This window comes from Promicromonospora citrea, assembly GCF_013004695.1.
Lineage (GTDB): Bacteria > Actinomycetota > Actinomycetes > Actinomycetales > Cellulomonadaceae > Promicromonospora > Promicromonospora citrea.
Genome location: NZ_JABEMG010000036.1, coordinates 19,480 through 36,019, shown reverse-complemented (window position 1 = coordinate 36,019; position 16,540 = coordinate 19,480). Strand labels below are relative to the sequence as shown.

The 16,540-nt window shown below is 73.8% G+C and carries 16 protein-coding genes and 1 pseudogene; 7 read left to right on the top strand and 10 right to left on the bottom strand.

All coding sequences use genetic code 11. The features are described 5' to 3' along the window. Positions 1-149: 149 nt before the first annotated feature. Together HLB15_RS24530 and HLB15_RS24525 are read right to left on the bottom strand one after the other, a co-directional pair. Positions 150-671, bottom strand: a complete 522-nt coding sequence (locus tag HLB15_RS24530) for a transposase (RefSeq protein ID WP_171105053.1) — start codon at positions 669-671, stop codon at positions 150-152. Positions 672-706: 35 nt separating this feature from the next. Then, complete coding sequence (locus HLB15_RS24525; RefSeq protein ID WP_171105052.1) at positions 707-1,660, bottom strand: transposase; 954 nt, start codon at positions 1,658-1,660, stop codon at positions 707-709. Positions 1,661-2,001: 341 nt separating this feature from the next. On the opposite strand from HLB15_RS24525, the gene HLB15_RS09500 reads away from it, so the two are divergent. Then, entirely contained in the window at positions 2,002-2,382 is a 381-nt protein-coding gene (locus tag HLB15_RS09500; RefSeq protein WP_171105051.1) for a RidA family protein, read from the top strand. Between the two features lie 164 nt (positions 2,383-2,546). Here the strand turns inward: HLB15_RS09500 and HLB15_RS09495 are convergent, their stop codons facing one another. Then, positions 2,547-3,170: a LysE family translocator gene (locus tag HLB15_RS09495; protein ID WP_171105050.1), complete on the bottom strand. Its 624-nt coding sequence runs from the start codon at positions 3,168-3,170 to the stop codon at positions 2,547-2,549. Positions 3,171-3,200: 30 nt separating this feature from the next. After that, on the bottom strand, positions 3,201-3,743 hold the full coding sequence (locus HLB15_RS09490; protein WP_171105049.1) for a TetR/AcrR family transcriptional regulator: 543 nt from the start codon (positions 3,741-3,743) through the stop codon (positions 3,201-3,203). Between the two features lie 95 nt (positions 3,744-3,838). Between HLB15_RS09490 and HLB15_RS24980 the strand changes: the two are divergent. Further along, positions 3,839-4,595, top strand: a pseudogene (locus HLB15_RS24980) (SDR family oxidoreductase). A 45-nt stretch (positions 4,596-4,640) separates the two neighbouring features. On the opposite strand, the gene HLB15_RS09480 reads toward HLB15_RS24980, so the two are convergent. Together HLB15_RS09480 and HLB15_RS09475 are read right to left on the bottom strand one after the other, a co-directional pair. Next, a complete protein-coding gene (locus HLB15_RS09480; RefSeq protein ID WP_171105048.1) occupies positions 4,641-5,792 on the bottom strand; it encodes a Cmx/CmrA family chloramphenicol efflux MFS transporter in 1,152 nt (383 codons plus the stop codon). Positions 5,793-5,969: 177 nt separating this feature from the next. After that, entirely contained in the window at positions 5,970-6,458 is a 489-nt protein-coding gene (locus tag HLB15_RS09475) for a hypothetical protein (RefSeq protein WP_171105047.1), read from the bottom strand. 483 nt (positions 6,459-6,941) lie between these two features. Here HLB15_RS09475 and HLB15_RS09470 point away from each other — a divergent pair, with 483 nt between their 5' ends. Next, the gene (locus HLB15_RS09470; RefSeq protein ID WP_171105046.1) at positions 6,942-9,098 is read left to right on the top strand and encodes an alpha/beta hydrolase; all 2,157 of its coding nucleotides are present in this window, start codon (positions 6,942-6,944) and stop codon (positions 9,096-9,098) included. A 62-nt stretch (positions 9,099-9,160) separates the two neighbouring features. Here the strand turns inward: HLB15_RS09470 and HLB15_RS09465 are convergent, their stop codons facing one another. Continuing rightward, the gene (locus HLB15_RS09465; protein WP_171105045.1) at positions 9,161-9,814 is read right to left on the bottom strand and encodes a class I SAM-dependent DNA methyltransferase; all 654 of its coding nucleotides are present in this window, start codon (positions 9,812-9,814) and stop codon (positions 9,161-9,163) included. A gap of 153 nt (positions 9,815-9,967) precedes the next feature. Here HLB15_RS09465 and HLB15_RS09460 point away from each other — a divergent pair, with 153 nt between their 5' ends. After that, on the top strand, positions 9,968-10,411 hold the full coding sequence (locus HLB15_RS09460; protein ID WP_229785318.1) for a hemerythrin domain-containing protein: 444 nt from the start codon (positions 9,968-9,970) through the stop codon (positions 10,409-10,411). 14 nt (positions 10,412-10,425) lie between these two features. On the opposite strand, the gene HLB15_RS09455 is transcribed toward HLB15_RS09460, so the two are convergent. Next, positions 10,426-11,442 carry a phosphotransferase enzyme family protein gene (locus tag HLB15_RS09455; RefSeq protein ID WP_171105043.1) on the bottom strand — a complete coding sequence of 339 codons (1,017 nt, stop codon included), beginning with the start codon at positions 11,440-11,442 and terminating at the stop codon, positions 10,426-10,428. Positions 11,443-11,495: 53 nt separating this feature from the next. Next, the gene (locus tag HLB15_RS09450; protein WP_171105042.1) at positions 11,496-11,813 is read right to left on the bottom strand and encodes an immunity protein CdiI family protein; all 318 of its coding nucleotides are present in this window, start codon (positions 11,811-11,813) and stop codon (positions 11,496-11,498) included. A gap of 52 nt (positions 11,814-11,865) precedes the next feature. On the opposite strand from HLB15_RS09450, the gene HLB15_RS09445 reads away from it, so the two are divergent. Further along, positions 11,866-12,234, top strand: a complete 369-nt coding sequence (locus HLB15_RS09445) for a nuclear transport factor 2 family protein (protein WP_171105041.1) — start codon at positions 11,866-11,868, stop codon at positions 12,232-12,234. A 136-nt stretch (positions 12,235-12,370) separates the two neighbouring features. After that, on the top strand, positions 12,371-14,146 hold the full coding sequence (locus HLB15_RS09440) for a thiamine pyrophosphate-requiring protein (RefSeq protein WP_171105040.1): 1,776 nt from the start codon (positions 12,371-12,373) through the stop codon (positions 14,144-14,146). A 60-nt stretch (positions 14,147-14,206) separates the two neighbouring features. Here the strand turns inward: HLB15_RS09440 and HLB15_RS09435 are convergent, their stop codons facing one another. Next, on the bottom strand, positions 14,207-14,944 hold the full coding sequence (locus tag HLB15_RS09435) for a PAS and ANTAR domain-containing protein (protein WP_171105039.1): 738 nt from the start codon (positions 14,942-14,944) through the stop codon (positions 14,207-14,209). Between the two features lie 185 nt (positions 14,945-15,129). On the opposite strand from HLB15_RS09435, the gene HLB15_RS09430 reads away from it, so the two are divergent. Continuing rightward, on the top strand, positions 15,130-16,512 hold the full coding sequence (locus tag HLB15_RS09430; RefSeq protein WP_171105038.1) for an FAD-dependent oxidoreductase: 1,383 nt from the start codon (positions 15,130-15,132) through the stop codon (positions 16,510-16,512). Positions 16,513-16,540: the final 28 nt, after the last annotated feature.

Below are 16,540 nucleotides of genomic sequence, written 5' to 3'. Positions count from 1 at the left end.
CCAGAAGGATGTCGGATGAGACGGGCTTGGACACCATGGCGGTGGCGCGAGACGATGACATGAGCGCGGGTGTGTTCCTGCAGGTAGGCAGCGGCTGGCGTAGGAACCTCCGATCCAACCTGTCTCGGGACGCACCCGCGCATCCCGTCTCACCAGCAAAGACGCAGGTCAGGCCACCCCAACCGCGCTCCTGTAGACCAGACTTTGCCGCGGCCCTGGGTGTGGGGGTGGTCGCGGTCGAAGCGCAGCCACCTTTTGCGGGCGTGGTGGGCCAGGCGGGCGGGCAGCCAGTAGACGAGCTCGCGCATCGTGGCTGGTTCGGCCTTCGCCAGGAGCTCGTGGTCGTGGAAGGCGAGCAGCCGGGTCCAGACGTCGAGGTCACGGGCGATGCCGGTCAGCAGGATCCAGGCGGTGTTGATCCGCCAGGAGGTGGAGGGCAGCAGGCCAAGGCCCGTGGTCTTCGCGGCCCGGACGTGGTCTTCGACGACGGCGTGGTGACGGTGCAGGACATCGAGCCACTGCGGCTGGTTCGTCCCGGGGATGCCGCGCATCCGGCCGATGTTGGTCGCGGTGATCGCGTACTTCCAGCTCGTGGCTTTCTCCAGGGCGGTGACCTTCCCTGCGGCCTGGTCGCGTGGTGCGATCGGGACCCGGCGCACGATCAGCCGCATGGTCGCGGGCCAGCCGGGCCGTTTCGCCAGCCCGGTCAGCTCGGCGACATGCCCGTACTCAGACCCGGGCCCGCCGCAGCCGTGGGTCTCGTCGCTGGTCGCGTCGTCGTAGTCGACGGGCGGGGCGATCGTGCCGTCCTGGTCGAGGTAGGGCACCCATACCCGCTCGGCAGAGCCTTGATCGCTGCCTCCTCAACGCTGGTGATGGTCCAGCCGATCGTCCAGGCCACCCGGCGCCGGGTGGTGCCCAGCCGTTCCAGGTGGCTGACCGTGTCGTGGGACGCGCCGGCGCCGTCGATCCGCACCAGCAGCTTGGAGTGCCGGCCCTCGTCAGGGATCTGCGCGAGGACCTCGTCCAGCACGGTGACATGGTCGGTCGCGGTATTGCTGCCCGCGTTCCCCGGTCGGGGCAGGATCGACAGGGACTCGCCGGTGTTCGCGATCCACCCGCCGAGGTGGTGGTGCCCGAACCCGCCCTTGTAGGTCCCCGTCGCGTTCTGCTTACGGGAGTGGCAGCCCACGATCGTGGCATCCAGGTCCACCACGACCCACCCGTGAAGGCGTTTGCCGCCGACGTGCAGCCAGGGCAACCCACCCGGCCGCGCGGCCAGCATCCGCCACAGCGTCCTACGACTTCTCGCCCGAGCGCGCGACAGTCGCTTCAGGGCCCGCTCGTCGATGGAGTCCAGGGTCCGCCACAGCGTCGAGTCCGAACCGCACGACCCGAACGTGCCGACGTGATGAGCGAGCATCCGCTCGACCTGGGACAGGTTTCTGGCCCCGGCAGCGATCGCGGACGCCGCGCCCACCAGCACCGCCCCGCGGCAGATCCGCTCGACCCTGCCCGGCCCGAACACCTCCGAGATCCGAGCGGTCAGGCCGACAGCGTCGGCGGTCTTACGCAGCAGCACCACACCCGCGTTCGCGACCAGCCCTTTACCGTCAGCGGTCAGTTCCAAACGCGCATCCCACGCGGTAGTCTCGCCCACCAGAAAGGTGCTCCGATCCTCAGCCCGACACGTCCCTCGACAAGACGTATCGTGCCAGTTCAGAGCACCTTTCCTATGCCTTGACTCACCTCACCCACGAAGGATCGAGGTCAGCAGCTGCGCTGCCTCAGGCCCGACCGGCCCGACCGCCACCCACGCCCTCGACCTCGAGCAGCGCATCGTCCGTACACCCGCCGTTCCCAGACATCGTCGCCGAGCCGTGACAGGGGGAGCCGGTTGTCCTGCAGCGCTGAGCCCGACACGTGCCGCTACCGGCTGCAGACGGGCTGTGCCCTTCCCCGAGGCTCGCATCGGTGGGACGATCACGCAGGAGGTGCGCCATGCCGCGACAGACGATCAGCACACCGAACGCACCGAGTTCCCCGATGTTCAGCCAGGGAGTCCGGGCGGGCTCGCAGATCTTCGTCTCCGGGACCACCGGGATCGACCCGGGAACCGGCCGGCTGGCGGGTGACACCATCCAGGCCCAGACCAGCCAGGCGCTGGCGAACTGCGAGGCCGTCCTGCGGGCCGGCGGCGGGAGCCTCGACGACGTCGTCGAGGTCGGCGTGCTGCTTGCCGACCCGCGTGACTTCGACGGGATGAACGAGGAGTACGCCCGCTGGTTCCCCGAGAACCCGCCGACGCGCTATGCCGCCAAGCTCGGCGCCGAGATACCGGGGCTGCTCGTCTCGATCAGGATGACCGCGAGCCTCGACTGACCTGTCTCGGCGGCCGTGATCGGATCGGTGCTGCGGACGGACTGGTTCGCGTCCGCGTGAGCGCCGCGAACCGTGCGACGCGAGGGCTCGCCCCTCAGCCGCCGTAACCCGTCCACCGCGATCCGCATCGGTCCGTACGCCCGCCGCTCCCAGACCGAACGGCCTCAGTGCCGCAGGACCAGGCCGCCGCCCACGACCCCGAGGGCCGTCCCGGTGACGCGATCCCACCACTGGCGGGCTCGTCGCTGCTTCAGGAGTGCCGTCAGCCGGACGCCCAGGCCGACGACGAGGGCCCACACCGCGAAGCCCAGGAGGACGTCGAGCGCGCCGAGTGCCAGGACCTGGGCCCACACCGCCGCGGCCTGGTCACCCGTGACCAGGAACTGCGGCAGGACCGCGGCGAAGAACAGCACGGCCTTGGGGTTCAGCAGGTTCGTGAACAGGGCCTGGCCGAACGCTGATCGCGGCGAGGCGTCGTCGCTCGTCTCCTCGTCCTTCGGGTCGCGTCTCAGGGTCGGCAGGATCAGCCGCCCGCCCAGGTACATCAGGTAGAGCCCACCGGCGATGCGGAGCGCGGTGAGGGCCTCGGGGTAGCGGGCCAGGACGACCGACAGGCCGGCCACCGCGAGGGCCAGGTGGACACACAGTCCCGCCTGGGCGCCCACGGCGGCGGCGCCACCGGGACGCCACCCGCGGGTCGCGGCCCGGAGGATGACGGCCATGTCCGGTCCGGGAATCACGTAGGCGATCGCCACGACCCCGACGAAGCCGAGCCAGTTGATGTCCATCTCGTCGATGGTGGCACAGGGGTGCTCCCCTCACCCCCGCCGCAACCCGTCCACCACGATCCGCATCGGCCCGTACGCCCGCCGCTCCCACTCGTCGTCGCTGAGTCGCGACAGGTAGGCGATCAGCACGATCACGTCCGACGCGTCGGCGTCGTCACGGACCTGGCCCGCCGCCCGCCCGGCGTCGAGCAGCAGGGTGATCGTGTCGCCGATGGGGCCGAGGCTGTGGTTCGTGAGGTCCCGCCAGACCGACGCCTCGAGCGCGGCGAGCACGCCGCGCTTCACGCGGGCGTACTCGACGACGCGGTCGAACCACCGGCTGAGCGCCTCCAGGGGTTCGTGGGTCTCGAGCAGCCGGGGCGCGAGCTCGACGAGCTCGTCGACCTCCTGGCGGTACACCTCCACCAGCAGCGCCTCGCGGGTGGGGAAGTGCCGGTAGAGCGTGCCCTGCCCGACGCCGGCCTCCTTGGCGACCGCGTTGAGCTTCAGCTCCGTCGGCCCCGAGGCCGCGACCTCCCGCCGAGCGACCTCGATGATCCGGGCGCGGTTCTCCAGGGCGTCCTTGCGGGCCATCGATCTGCTCCTCGTCACATGCGCTCGACAGGCGGACAGGTGTCCGCTACGTTCGAAGAAGCGGACACGTGTCCACTATATCGAGAGGCAGAGGCATGACGCAGAACAGTGCAGGCATCCAGGGCAAGGTCGTAGCCATCACCGGCGCGAGCAGCGGCATCGGGGCAGCCACCGCCACGCTGCTCGCCGAGCGTGGCGCGCACGTGGTGCTCGGCGCGCGGCGCACCGACCGGCTCGACGACCTCGTCCGGCAGATCCGGGAGCGCGGTGGGCGCGCGACGGCGCTCGCGGTCGACGTGACCCGCTCCGCCGACCTCGAGGCCCTGGTGGGTCGTGCCGTCGAGGAGTTCGGGCGGCTCGACGTCCTGGTCGGCAACGCGGGCATCAGCAGGCTCAGTCCTGTTGCCGACCTCGATGTCGCCGGCTGGCAGGCCATGATCGACGTCAACCTCAACGGCGTGCTCCACGGCATCGCGGCCGCCCCTGCCGGTGTTCCGGCGGCAGGGCGAGGGGCACCTGGTGACCACGGTGTCGACGTCGGGCCTCAAGATCGTGCCGACCCAGGCGCTCTACGCCGCGACCAAGAACGCCGTGCGCACCCTGCTGGAGGGGCTGCGGCAGGAGTCGACCGACGGCGTGCTGCGCACCACGGCGGTCTCGCCCGGGTACGTGCGTACCGAGCTGGTGGACTCCATGGACATGGCGCCCGAGGTCCGCGCGGAGGTGCAGCGGAACATGGCGGAGCTCGGCATCGACCCGGACGCCGTCGCGCGGGCCGTCGCGTTCGCCGTCGAGCAGCCGCGGGACGTCGAGATCGGCGAGATCGTCGTGCGCCCCACCCGCCAGGGCTGATCGCCACGCCCGCGGCCGGGCGGGAGCCCGGCCGCGGGCCACCGCTCAGCGCACAAATCGCCGCGCGAGCACCGGCGCGGCCCAGAGCAGGGCGGCGCCGGCCGCCAGCGCCGCGCCGGCGACCATCGGGCCGGTGGTCCCCAGCGGCCCGAGCGCCCAGCCGCCGAGCACCGGCCCGAGCAGCGCCCCGAGGTTGAGGGCGACGGTCGGGAACGACCCACCCAGCGTCGGGGCGCCGTGGGCCGCCGCCATCGTCCGGGCGATCAGCGTGCCGCCGACCCCGAACGACAGCGCACCCTGCACGGGGGCGAGCACCCACACCGCCGTCGGCGAGGCGGCGAGCGTCGCCCACAGGGTCCAGCCCGCCACGAGGGCGGGCGTGCCCACCCACAGCACGAGCCGGCCGTGCGTGCCGGCGAGCCGGCCCGCCGCGGTCACGCCCGCGAAGGCCCCCAGCCCGAACAGCACGAGCACCGCGGGGACGACGACGGGGGCGAGGCCCGCGGCGTCGGTCACCACGGGCGCGACGTAGGTGAAGGCGCAGAACGTCGCGCCGTTCACGAGGACGCCGAGCGCGAGGCTGTGCCGCAGGACCGGCGACCGGAGCGTGCTGAGCTCGACCCGCAGGTCGCCCCGTGGCCCGTCCGGACCGGGCCGCCTCGGCGTGAGGGCCGCGACGGCGACCAGCGCGACCGTCGCCAGCCCGGCGATCGCCCACAGGGCGGACCGCCAGCCCCAGAGCGCGCCGAGCAGCGCACCGGCCGGAACGCCGGCGACGAGCGCGAGCGTGGTCCCCGCCAGGACCGCGGCCAGCGCGCGGGCCTGCCGGTCGACCGGGACGATCCGGGTGACAATCGACAGGGCGACCGCCAGGAAGCCCGCGTTCGCCAGGGCGGCGACGACCCGGCCGGCGAACAGGACGGCGAGCTGGTCCGTCAGCGCGCCGACGACGTGCGCGGCGACGAAGACCAGCAGGCAGGCGGTGAGGGTCAGGCGCGGCGACAGGCGCCGGGCGAGCGCCGCCGTGAGCGGCGCGCCCACCACCATCCCGACCGCGAAGCCCGCGGTCAGCCAGCCCGCCTGGGCGACAGGAACACCGAGGTCGGCGGAGATGCCGGGCACCAGCCCGGCGAGGACGAACTCCGACGTGCCTTGCGCGAACACCGCGACGGCGAGCACGTACAGCAGGACAGGCATGAGAGCCTCCGAAGGGTGAGGGGGAACAGGTAGGCCTGCGGCGGCACTACGGGCCCTTCGGATGCACGACGGCGACCCCTCGCCACGGGGGAGGGGTGGTCGGACCTGATGGTCTCTAGCGGGGCATCTCGGGCTGCCGGAGCGCCGGCAGCCCTGACCTGGATGCTTCGGGTGACCTCACGGGGGCGAAACTAGCACGGGTCTGCGGCCGCGACGTGGCCCGCCGGTGCGGGTCAGTCCGTGCGGAGCTCCTGCCGCGTGGTCTCGACGGTGATGTCCTCGATCTCTGCCGCGGGGACGACGGCCTCCCAGCCCATGTACTGGTTCCCCGAGAACCCTGGTCTCGGCCTCCGACGGATCGGCGCCGTCGTAGCTCACCGTGATCAGCCCGCGGTCCGGGCCGCGCCGCACCACGGACACCACGGACACCGGTGCGCCGTGCCACCGGCCTCGCACGGTCTGCCGGTACCCCACGTCGAACACGCTGCGCGGGAGCATCACCCAGGGGGACCGGGGGCCTGTGCCGAACTCGAGCGCCTCGGGAAACCGCTCGGGCGTCGGTGTGCCGTCCACCGTGACGCGTGCGTAGTCCTTGCCGCCGGAGTGGAGCTCGTACCGCTCGCCGCGGTACTCGTAGAAGAACGTCGAGATCGGGATCTCGGTCATCGGGTCCCCCTGGGCGCGGTCGACGGTGCGGGATCGCACGGTACCAGCGGCTCCCGTGCCGCGACCGCGAGCGCGCGAGCAGGGCCTTGCCAGCGCCGACCTTTATCGTTAAAGTTCCTTTATCGTTAAAGTTCGACCCGACCGGAACGCACTCGTGCAAGGGAGCACGCAGATGACTCGAAGGTCCACCCCGTCCGCGCAGGCTCTGCTCGCGGCCAGGATTCCTCACCTCGGCAAGCCGTGAGCACCACCGGCTGACCGACGCGACGAACTGCCCGAGGCCGAGCGCGGCTCGGGCACCACCCGTGGCAGGTGCCGACGCGGTCACCTGTCATGCGCGAGGTACGGCGGAGCGGCCGTCCTCGTGGCGTACGACATCGATTTCGAACGAGAGGAAGGTCAATGGCGAGACAACCTCAGGCGCGCACCACCCGCCCGTTTCGACGAGGACGACGACTGGCTGCGGCAGTGGCAGGAGCCGCGATGGCAGGCACCCTGCTGGTCGCACCGACCGCGGTGGCGGACGCCGTGAGCAGCGACCCGTGGGTGGGCGAGGTGCCCGACAACCCCGTCTCGGACGTCTACCGCTTCACCGTGCCCCGGGCGACGGTCGCCGAGGAGACGGGACTCTCGACGGGCCCCGTCGCCGTGCAGGGCACCTTCGGCCCGGGCAAGGCGTGGACCGACCTCAACATGGGGGAGGAGGGCGGGAACCTGACCGCCACGCTCGGCCCCCTCGAGCCCGGCCTCTACTACTACCAGTACGCCGCACGTCCGGCGGCGAACCAGGACACCGTCGCGTTCCGGAACCCGGACGCGCCCCAGGAGGTGACGTCGAAGCCCACCTACAGCACCCTGTTCGTCCCCGGACCGGGCGCCGAGTGGCTCGCCGACGTGCCCGGCGGCGGCGAGCTCACGCAGCTCGACTACGGCAAGGGCCCCAAGCACCGGGGCGAGGCGCTCGTGTGGACGCCGCCGGGCTACGACGTCGACCGCGCCGCGCCGTACCCGGTGCTCTACCTGCTGCAGGACGAGGGCCAGGGCTTCCGCGAGTGGGCGGAGCTGGGCCGGCTCGGCCAGATCATGGACAACCTCACGCTCGACGGCGACGCCGAGCCGATGGTCGTCGTCATGGCCGACGCCGCGCAGCCCGGTCCGGCCGGGGTGACGAAGGACCTGCTGCCCGCCGTCGAGCGCGCGTACCACGTGTCCCGCACGGGCACCGGCCGTGCGATCGCGGGCATCGGCAGCGGCGCGGAGCAGGCCCTGGAGGCCGTGGTCGCCAAGCCGCGCGACTTCGGCAACGTCGGGTCGTTCTCCGGCGGCTTCGACAAGGCGATCCCGAAGGGCAAGGCGAAGCAGATCAACGGCTCGGTCGACGTCCTCCGCCTCTACGCGGGCAACGTCACCGACCCGGGCTACGACGCCACCGTCGCGCTCGCCGAGAAGCTGGCGGGGGCGGGCGTGGACTTCCAGTCCGACGGGTCGGACCCGGCCACGGGCGGTACCTGGCACACCTGGCAGAAGGCCGTGCACGACTTCGCCGGGCGCATCTTCCGGGAGGGCGTCGACGACGGCCCGAGCGAGGGTCACCTGCCGTTCGTGGAGCACGAGCTCCCGGCGCCGGGCACGACGCCGACGCCGTGGATCGACGAGAACGGCGTCGTCACCCTCGAGCTCGGCCCCGAGGTCGCCCCGGACGCGAACAACGTGACCGTCTGGGGCAACTTCGGCCCGGCCGGCAGCTGGCCGCGGACGCACATGGTCCGGCAGGACGACGGGTCGTGGCGGCTCTCCCTCGCGGTCGAGGGCGGCTCGTACTACTACAAGTTCGTGGTCGACGGCGTGGACCTCAAGGACCCGAGCAACCCCACCACGGTGACCTCGGAGCCGACGTGGAGCACGTTCACCGTCGAGGGCGACACGCTCCGCGGTCGGTACACGGCCGAGGTGCCGGAGGAGGACCGGGGCGAGGTCAGCGTCCTGAGCTACCCGAGCACGGCGGGCGGCGGTACGGAGCGGTCGGCGTACGTCTGGACGCCGCCGGACTACGACCCGGACCGGGCCGAGCCGTACCCGGTGTTCTACCTGCAGCACGGTGGCGGGCAGACGTGGACCGACTGGATCGAGGTGGGCCACGCCCAGCGCATCCTCGACAACCACTACCGGAACGGCACCATCGTGCCGATGGTGGTCGTCATGGCCAACGGCAACGGCGTGGACTTCCCCACGGAGGTCACCACGCGGATCGTCCCGGCCGCCGAGGAGCAGCTCAACATCAGCTCCGAGGGCGACCGGCGCGCGCTGGCCGGCCTGTCCATGGGCTCGGGGCACACGCTCAGCACCCTCTGGGCGCACCCGGGTGAGTTCGGGTACATCGGCGCCATGTCGGCGTTCGGTGCTCCGCCGGCGAACGCGGACGTCGACGCCATCAACGCGGGCACGAAGCTGCTGCGGGTCTACTCCGGTGACCGGCAGGACTTCACCTACGGAGCGACGATCCAGCTCGTCACGGCCATGGAGGACCGCGGCGTGAACCACGAGTTCGCGCCCATCGTCCCCGGCCCGCACAGCTGGGACGTCTGGCAGAAGTCGCTCATCGACTTCCTGCCGCGGCTGTTCGTCGAGGACGCCGCCTGACGGCAGCGGTCACGGACGGTGCGGTCGGCGGGCTCCCCGCCGGCCGCACCGGTGTGCGCGGCTCAGGCGCCGACCCGCCGGCCCAGGAGGTGTACCTGCGGGAACCCGCGCCGGGGGTCCTCGCGCGGCGCGATCACCAGGCGGGCGACCTCGTCCACCCCGGCCTCACGCAGCAGACCGGCGACATGGGCGCCGGAGTACCGCCACGCGGGCGAGACCGTGTGGTCGAACGCCTCGGCCGTGCCCTCGTCGTCGGCCAGGGCCTGGAACGCGACGAGCAGGTGACCGCCCGGCGCCAGGACCCGGCCGAGCTCGGTGAGCACGGTCGGCAGCACCTCGGGCGGGGTGTGGATGACGGAGTAGTTCGCCAGCACCCCGGCGAGGCTGCCCGTCGCGACGTCGAGCGCGCCCAGGTCGCCGACGTCGAACCGGACGCCGGGGTGGGCGGCACGCGCCGTCGCGACCAGCTCCGGCGAGAGGTCGACGCCGAACGCTTCGACGCCGAGCTCCCGCAGGGCGGCGGTCACGTGGCCCGGGCCGCAGCCGACGTCGGCCACGGGGCCGCCGCCGCCCTGTCGGACGAGGTCGGCGAACGTCCGCACCAGCGCATGGCTGAGCGGTGCGGACGCGTACGCGTCGCCGATGAACGCGGTGTACTCGGCCGCCCTGGCGTCGTAGTCGGCGCGGACCGTCGCCAGGTGCTCGGAGGACGTCACGCCGGGCAGCGTAGGCCACCTGCTAGCCTCGCCGCAGCGTCGCGTGCCGGTGGCAGACCGTGTCAGGCATGGAGGCGCGGGACCCGAAGGAGACGGCGATGACCTCGCTGACCCCTTCGCCCTCACGTGACTGAGGGCGAGACGACCAGGCTGGTGGCCTGGAGTACCGAGCTGCGCAGGGTGCACGCACGCCTGCGCGACGCCCTGACGATCACGCGGGAGGCGCTCGCCTCCGGCGAACCCGCGAGCCCCGCGACCCGGGAGCTCCTCCTGTTCTGCCACGGCTTCTGCACGGCCCTGACCCGGCACCACGAGGGCGAGGACCGCGAGCTCTTCCCCGCGGTCGCGGCCGCGCACCCCGAGCTGGCCGGGACCCTGCGCGCGCTGCGGCAGGACCACTCGATGATCGGCCACCTCGTCGGCGGCCTGGAGGCGGCGGTGTCGGCGGCCCAGCCGCCGGAGGCGCTCGCGGCCCACCTCGAGGGCATCGCCGCGATCATGGAGAGCCACTTCCGCTACGAGGAGCGCAGCCTCCTGCGTGTGCTGGAGACGCTCGGCCTCGACGCCGACCCCGGCGACGCCCTGGGACCCCTGTGAGCACGACGAGGCCCCTACGCCCCGAGCAGCTCGACCTCCGCCGCGCCCCGCCAGCCGGTCGGGTCCTCGGCAGGCGGGATCATGAGCAGCGAGTACGCCCCGACCAGCACGTCCCACCACCGCGCCTCCTCGGGGGCGAGCGGCCGCTCGGTCTCGTAGCCCGCACGGAACGTCGCGCGGACGTGCGGGCTGACGGGCCCCCACCGGTGGTACTTCGTGCCGAGCATGACGGCGCCGCGCGCCAGCTCGTCCACCGCGGTGTCGAACCGCGCCTCCTCCAGGTCGATGACGGCGCGCACGCGCCCCTGCGCGCACAGCAGGTTCGCCGCGCGGACGTCGCCGTGCAGCAGCTGGACGGGCACGGGCGCGGCGGGCGCGTCGTCGAGCCGACGGCGCAGCGCGTCGAGCAGGGGAACCGGCACGTGCGGCGGCGGGGTCGCGAACCAGGCGGTGACGCGCTCCACCGTCGACGGGCCGGGATCCGGTGTCACGTCGCGGACCCGCCCGGTCTCCGGGTAGGCCGCGAGCTCCCGGTGCAGGCGGGCGAGCACCGCCCCGGCGTCGTGCACCGCGCCGAGGTCCGACACCTCGAGCGGCGACGCGTCGATCTCGCGCTGCAGCGCGAGGAGGACGCCGTCGGTGGTGAGGTGCGTGCGGCCCGACGGGGCGGTCACCGGCGCCGAGACCGGCTGCCCCTGCGCGGCGAGCCAGGCGGTGAGGTCCGTGAGCGCGGCGAGGCGCGCGAACCGGTCGCGCGCCACCGACCACTTCGCCACCACCCTGCCCGACGACGTGTCCAGCCAGGCCAGCGCGTTGCAGTCGCTCATGACGATGCGGTGGCAGGCGAGCACCTCGATGCCCCAGTGCTCACCCACGAGGCCGGTGAGCCAGGTGCGGGCGGCGTCGCCGTCGTCGTGCCCGAACCGGGTGGCGAGCACGTGGGTGGGCTCGGCGGTCTCCCAGAGCATCTCCAGCGCGGGGTGTCGGGGGTGTACGGAGCCGCGAGAGCCGTCGTAGCGGTCGGCGTGCATGAGGTTCCCTCGGTCGGCGGTGACGTGCGGGAACGCTATCGGGGGCCGTGGCGTCAGGGCTGCGGGGAGACGTTCTCTTCCCAGAACTCGTACCGAACCTCCCACCCGGCGCCCAGCCCGGCCTGGAGGAGGCGGGCGAGCTCGGCCCCCTCGGCGCGCTGGGTCTCGCGGATCCGCGCGTCCGGCCAGCCGGTCTCCCAGTGGTAGTGCTCGTCGAACACCGCGGCCCAGGCCTCGAGGCGGTCGGCGAGGTCGGCGGAGACGTCCCAGTCCGACCGTCGGGTCCCCCCGAACCGGACCCACAGGGGCCACCGTGCGGCGTAGTCGTTCATGAGCCGGACGACGTCCCGGTCCCCGCCACCGTCCGTCATGGCCCCATGATGGCAGCAGACGCAGGCCCCGGCCGTACCGCAGGAGGACCCCATGCCCGACCGCACCACCGACTTCTTCGTCGCCCTCGAGACCCGGGTCTGGGAGGCCCTGGCCGCGGGCGACCCCGACGCCGACCGCGCGCTGCTCTCCGACGACTTCGTCGGCCTGTACCCCGAGGGGTTCGCGACGCGCGACGAGCACGCCGCCGAGCTCGCCGACGGCCCGACCGTCGGCGCCTACCGGATCAGCCAGGAGCGGGTGATCGAGGTCGCGCCCGACTCGGTGCTGCTCTGCTACCGCGCCGACTACGAACCCGCCGGCGGCGGCGCACCCGAGGCGATGTACGTCAGCTCGCTGTGGGTCGAGCGCGCCGGCCGCTGGTGGAACACGTTCAGCCAGGACTGCGTCGCCACGGCCTGAGCTGCCGCCTGAGCCACCGCCCGAGCCGCCGCCCGGCGCGCGTGCGAGTGCCCCGGCACCCACCCACGATGGTCAGCGGGCGCACCCCGGTGGAGCCGACGCCGCGGCCGTGCGCCGGCCGACCCTGGGAGCGCGCATGACCTCCACCGTGGCAGACCGACTCGTCGAACGACTGACCGACTGGGGCGTGACCCGCGTCTTCGGGTACGCGGGCGACGGCATCGACCCGCTCCTGGCCGCCCTGCGCAGGCACGAGGACCAGGTCGAGCTCGTGACGGCTCGCCACGAGGAGATGGCGGCCTTCATGGCGACCGGTCACGCCAAGTACGGGGGAGGCGTCGGCGTGTGCCTCGCGACGCAGGGCCCCGGAGCGATCCACCTGCTCGAGGGCCTCTACGACGCCAAGCTCGACCGCAAGCCCGTCGTCGCGATCGTCGGGCAGGTGGTGACGAGCGCGCTCGGCGCCGGGTACCAGCAGGAGGTGGACCTGCACACCCTGTTCAAGGACGTGTGCGCGCAGTACGTGCAGACCGCAGTCTCCCCGGAGCAGCTGCCGCACGTCGTCGACGACGCGTTCCGCACCGCCCTGGCCACGTCGAGCCCCGTGTGCGTCGTCGTGCCGCACGACGTGCAGCAGGCGGAGGCCCCCGACGAGGACCAGCAGGCCCACGGCGTGATCCGGTCATCCACCGCGTACGCCCGCCCGCGGGCCGTGCCGGACGAGAGCGCGCTGCGGGCGGCGGCCGACCTGCTCGGCGCGGGCGAGCGTCTCGCCGTCCTCGTGGGCCAGGGCGCCGAGGGCGCCGAGCCGCAGGTGCGCGAGCTCGTCGAGCGCCTGGGCGGCGGCCTGACGACGTCGCTCCTCGGCAAGCCGCTGCTGGACGAGGCCCTGCCGTACCACTGCGGTGTCATGGGACACCTGGGCACGACGGCGTCGGCCGACCTCATGGCGGGCTGCGACACCCTGCTCGTCGTCGGCAGCAACGACCCGTGGACCGAGTACTACCCGGCGCCCGGCCAGGCCCGCGCCGTGCAGATCGACGTGACCGGCCGCAACATCGGCACGAAGTTCCCGGTCGAGGTCCCGCTCGTCGGCGACGCCGCCGCGACGCTCGACGCCCTGCTGCCCCTGCTCGGACAGCGGGCCGGGTGGCGCGACCAGGTCGAGGGGTTCGTCGCCGGGTGGCGCGACGTCGCGGCCGGCCGCGTCGCGCAGCGCCCGGACCGGCTCAACCCGCAGCACGTCGTGGACGAGCTGTCGGCGCGCCTGCCCGCCGACGCCCAGGTCGCCGTCGACGTCGGGTCCGTGACCTACTGGTACGCGCGCTTCCTCCGCCTGCCCGACGGCGTCCCCGCGCACCTGTCGAGCACGCTCGCCTCCATGGGGTCGGCCATGCCGTACGGGATCGCGGCCAAGCTGCTCCATCCGGACCGGCCGGTCGTCGCGCTCGCGGGCGACGGTGCGATGCAGATGAACGGGCTCTCGGAGCTCATCACCGTCGCGCACCGCTGGCGCGACTGGGCGGACCCGCGGTTCGTCGTCCTCGTGCTGCACAACGGCGACCTCGCCGAGGTGAGCTGGGAGCAGCGCGAGATGGAGGGCGACCCCCGGTACCCCACCTCGCAGACCGTGCCCGACTTCCCGTACGCCGGCTACGCGCGCCTGCTCGGCCTCGAGGGGATCCGCGTCGAGGACCCGGCCGACGTCGGCGAGGCGTGGTCGCGGGCGCTCGCGGCCGACCGTCCGGTCGTGGTCGAGGCCGTCGTCGACCCGGACGTGCCGCTCCTGCCGCCGCGGCAGGGGGAGGAGAAGGTCGACACGATGCTGGACGCGCTCGCCCGGGAGCCGGACGGTAACCAGGCGGGCGCCCTGCTGCGCGAGCAGCACGCCGGGGAGGGCGCGGAGGGCTGAACGCCGACGGGCCCCGCGCCGGCGCGGGGCCCGTCGGGCCGGGTGGTCGGGCCGCCCGGGTCAGGCAGCGCGGCGCGTGAGCAGGGGGTCGTGCACGCGCGAGCGCTTGGCGGGGGTCACCTCGGCGAGCACCGTGTCCACGTGCCGGGCCGCCGGGGCGCCCAGCCCGCCGGAGCCCGACAGCCCGCCCACGAGCTGGGTCGCCACGGCGCGCAGGTCCGCGCCGGTGGCGGCGGCCCGTTCGGTGAGCCTGGTCAGCGCGTCCTCCTCGGTGAGGCCGTGCACCGCCATGAGCACGCCGCGCGCCTGCTCGATCACGGCCGCCGACGCCATCGCGCCGTCGACCGCCCGGCGGGCCTCGCGAGCGACGGCCTCGCGCTGGAGCGGGGTCACGTCGGCCACCTGGCCCACGATCTCGGGCCCGTGCTCGGTCCGGACGCCCTGCCCCGTCACGAGCAGGGTGCGGCTGCGGCCGTGCGCGTCGATGATGCGCTGCGCGCAGGTGAAGGGCCGGGCGGCGCGCAGCGAGCGCAGTGCCTCGTGCACGACGCGGTCCTGGTCGTCGGGGTGCCGGCGGGCCTTGAGCACCGAGATGCCGGGCCGCACCTCGTCGGGCTGGTAGCCGTACATCCGGTACACCTCGTCGGACCACCACCAGGTCCCGCTCTCGAGCTCGATGCGGTACTGGCCCGACAGGACGGATGTCCCCGCGGTCAGGTTCCGGATCAGGTCGCTCGCGCGGTCGGGCAGGCTGCGGGAGGTGGTCTCCGTGGCGTTGAGAGTCGTCGGTGTCGTCATCGGGGCCTCCGTGAGTACGGGTCCGGCGCCACTTCTTGACTCCTCATGCACCGTAACCCGACCTTCTCGTGACCGCCAACGCGGCGCCGGGACCTGCGTCGACGCGGGCGCTGCGAGTCGCCGACCACCGTGCCAGCCTGGGACCGTCCGGCACCGGACGCCGTCCCGAGGCAGCAGGAGGCACCGTGAGCGAGACCCCCGCAGCACCGGAACCGGCCCCGCTGCGCGCCGACGTCGTCGTGGTGGGCGCGGGCCTGACCGGGGTGGTCACGGCTCACCTGCTGGCCGACGACGGCGCCGACGTGGTCGTGCTCGACGCCGCGACGGACCCGGGAGCGAGCACCACCGCCCGGTCCACCGGCAAGCTCTCGCTGCTGCAGGGCACCCGGCTCGCCGAGCTGTCACGCCGCGGTGACGAGGCGCTGCGCGACTACGTGGCGGCGGGGCAGGCCGGGTTCGGCTGGCTGCGCTCCGCGCTCGCGGACGTCGGCGTGCCGGTGGAGGACCGCGACGACCTCGCCGTCGCGACGGACCCGGGGGACACGGGCGTGCTCGACGACGTGCTCGCCGCCGGCCTGCGCGCGGGGCTCGCCGTCCACTGGGAGGACCGGCCGCCGTACCCGGCGCCGCACCACGGCGCCGTCCGCCTGCCCGGCCAGGGCCAGGTCGACCCGCACCGTGCCCTGGCCGCGCTGCGGGCCCGCCTCCGGTCGCGCGGCGTCACCGTGCACGACGGCGTCCGGGTACGGCAGGTGCGCCGGCTCGCCTCGGGCGTCGCGCTGCGCACCACGCGCGGCACGGTGCTCGCCGACCGTGTCGTGCTGGCGACCCACGTGCCGCCGGGCCGGGTCGGCGGCCTCTTCCTGCGCATGCACCCGGGGCGCAGCCTGGTCACGACGTGGGACGTGGCGCGGCCCGAGGACCTGCCGCCGGGGTTCGGCTCGACGATGTCGCTCACGGCGGGCTCGCCGACCCGCTCGCTGCGCACCGCGGGGAACCTGCTCATGGTGGGCGGCGAGGGGTTCACCACCGGCCGGGAGAAGGATCCGGCCGAGCGGGTCGCGGCCCTCGAGCGGTGGACGCGGGAGCACCTGCCGGTCGGCGCGGCGCGGCACGCGTGGGCGGTGCAGGACTGGTCCACCGACACCGGCCTCCCGTTCGTCGGGCCGGCGTACCCGGGCGACGAGCGGGTGCTCGTGGCCACCGGTTACGCCAAGTGGGGGCTCACCACGGGCGCGGCGGCCGGCCTCGCCCTCGCGGGCCGCCTGCTCGGTGAGGCGCCCACGTGGGCCGCGACGCTCGAGCCGTGGGCGCGCCCGCCGCGCCCGACGACGAGCCAGGCGAGCACCGTCGCGGAGCAGACGGCGGGCTGGGCGTGCGCGACGACCCGCCCGACCGGGCAGCGGGCCGGTGCCCGCCGGGTCTCGCGGGTGTGCCCGCACCTCGGTGCGGTGGTGCGCTGGAACGAGCAGGAGCAGTCGTGGGACTGCCCCGCGCACGGCTCGCGGTTCGCGGCCGACGGCGCGGTGCTCGACGGCCCCGCCACCGAGCCGCTCGCGCCCCGCTGAGCGGTCCGGCGACGCTCTGACGTGCGAG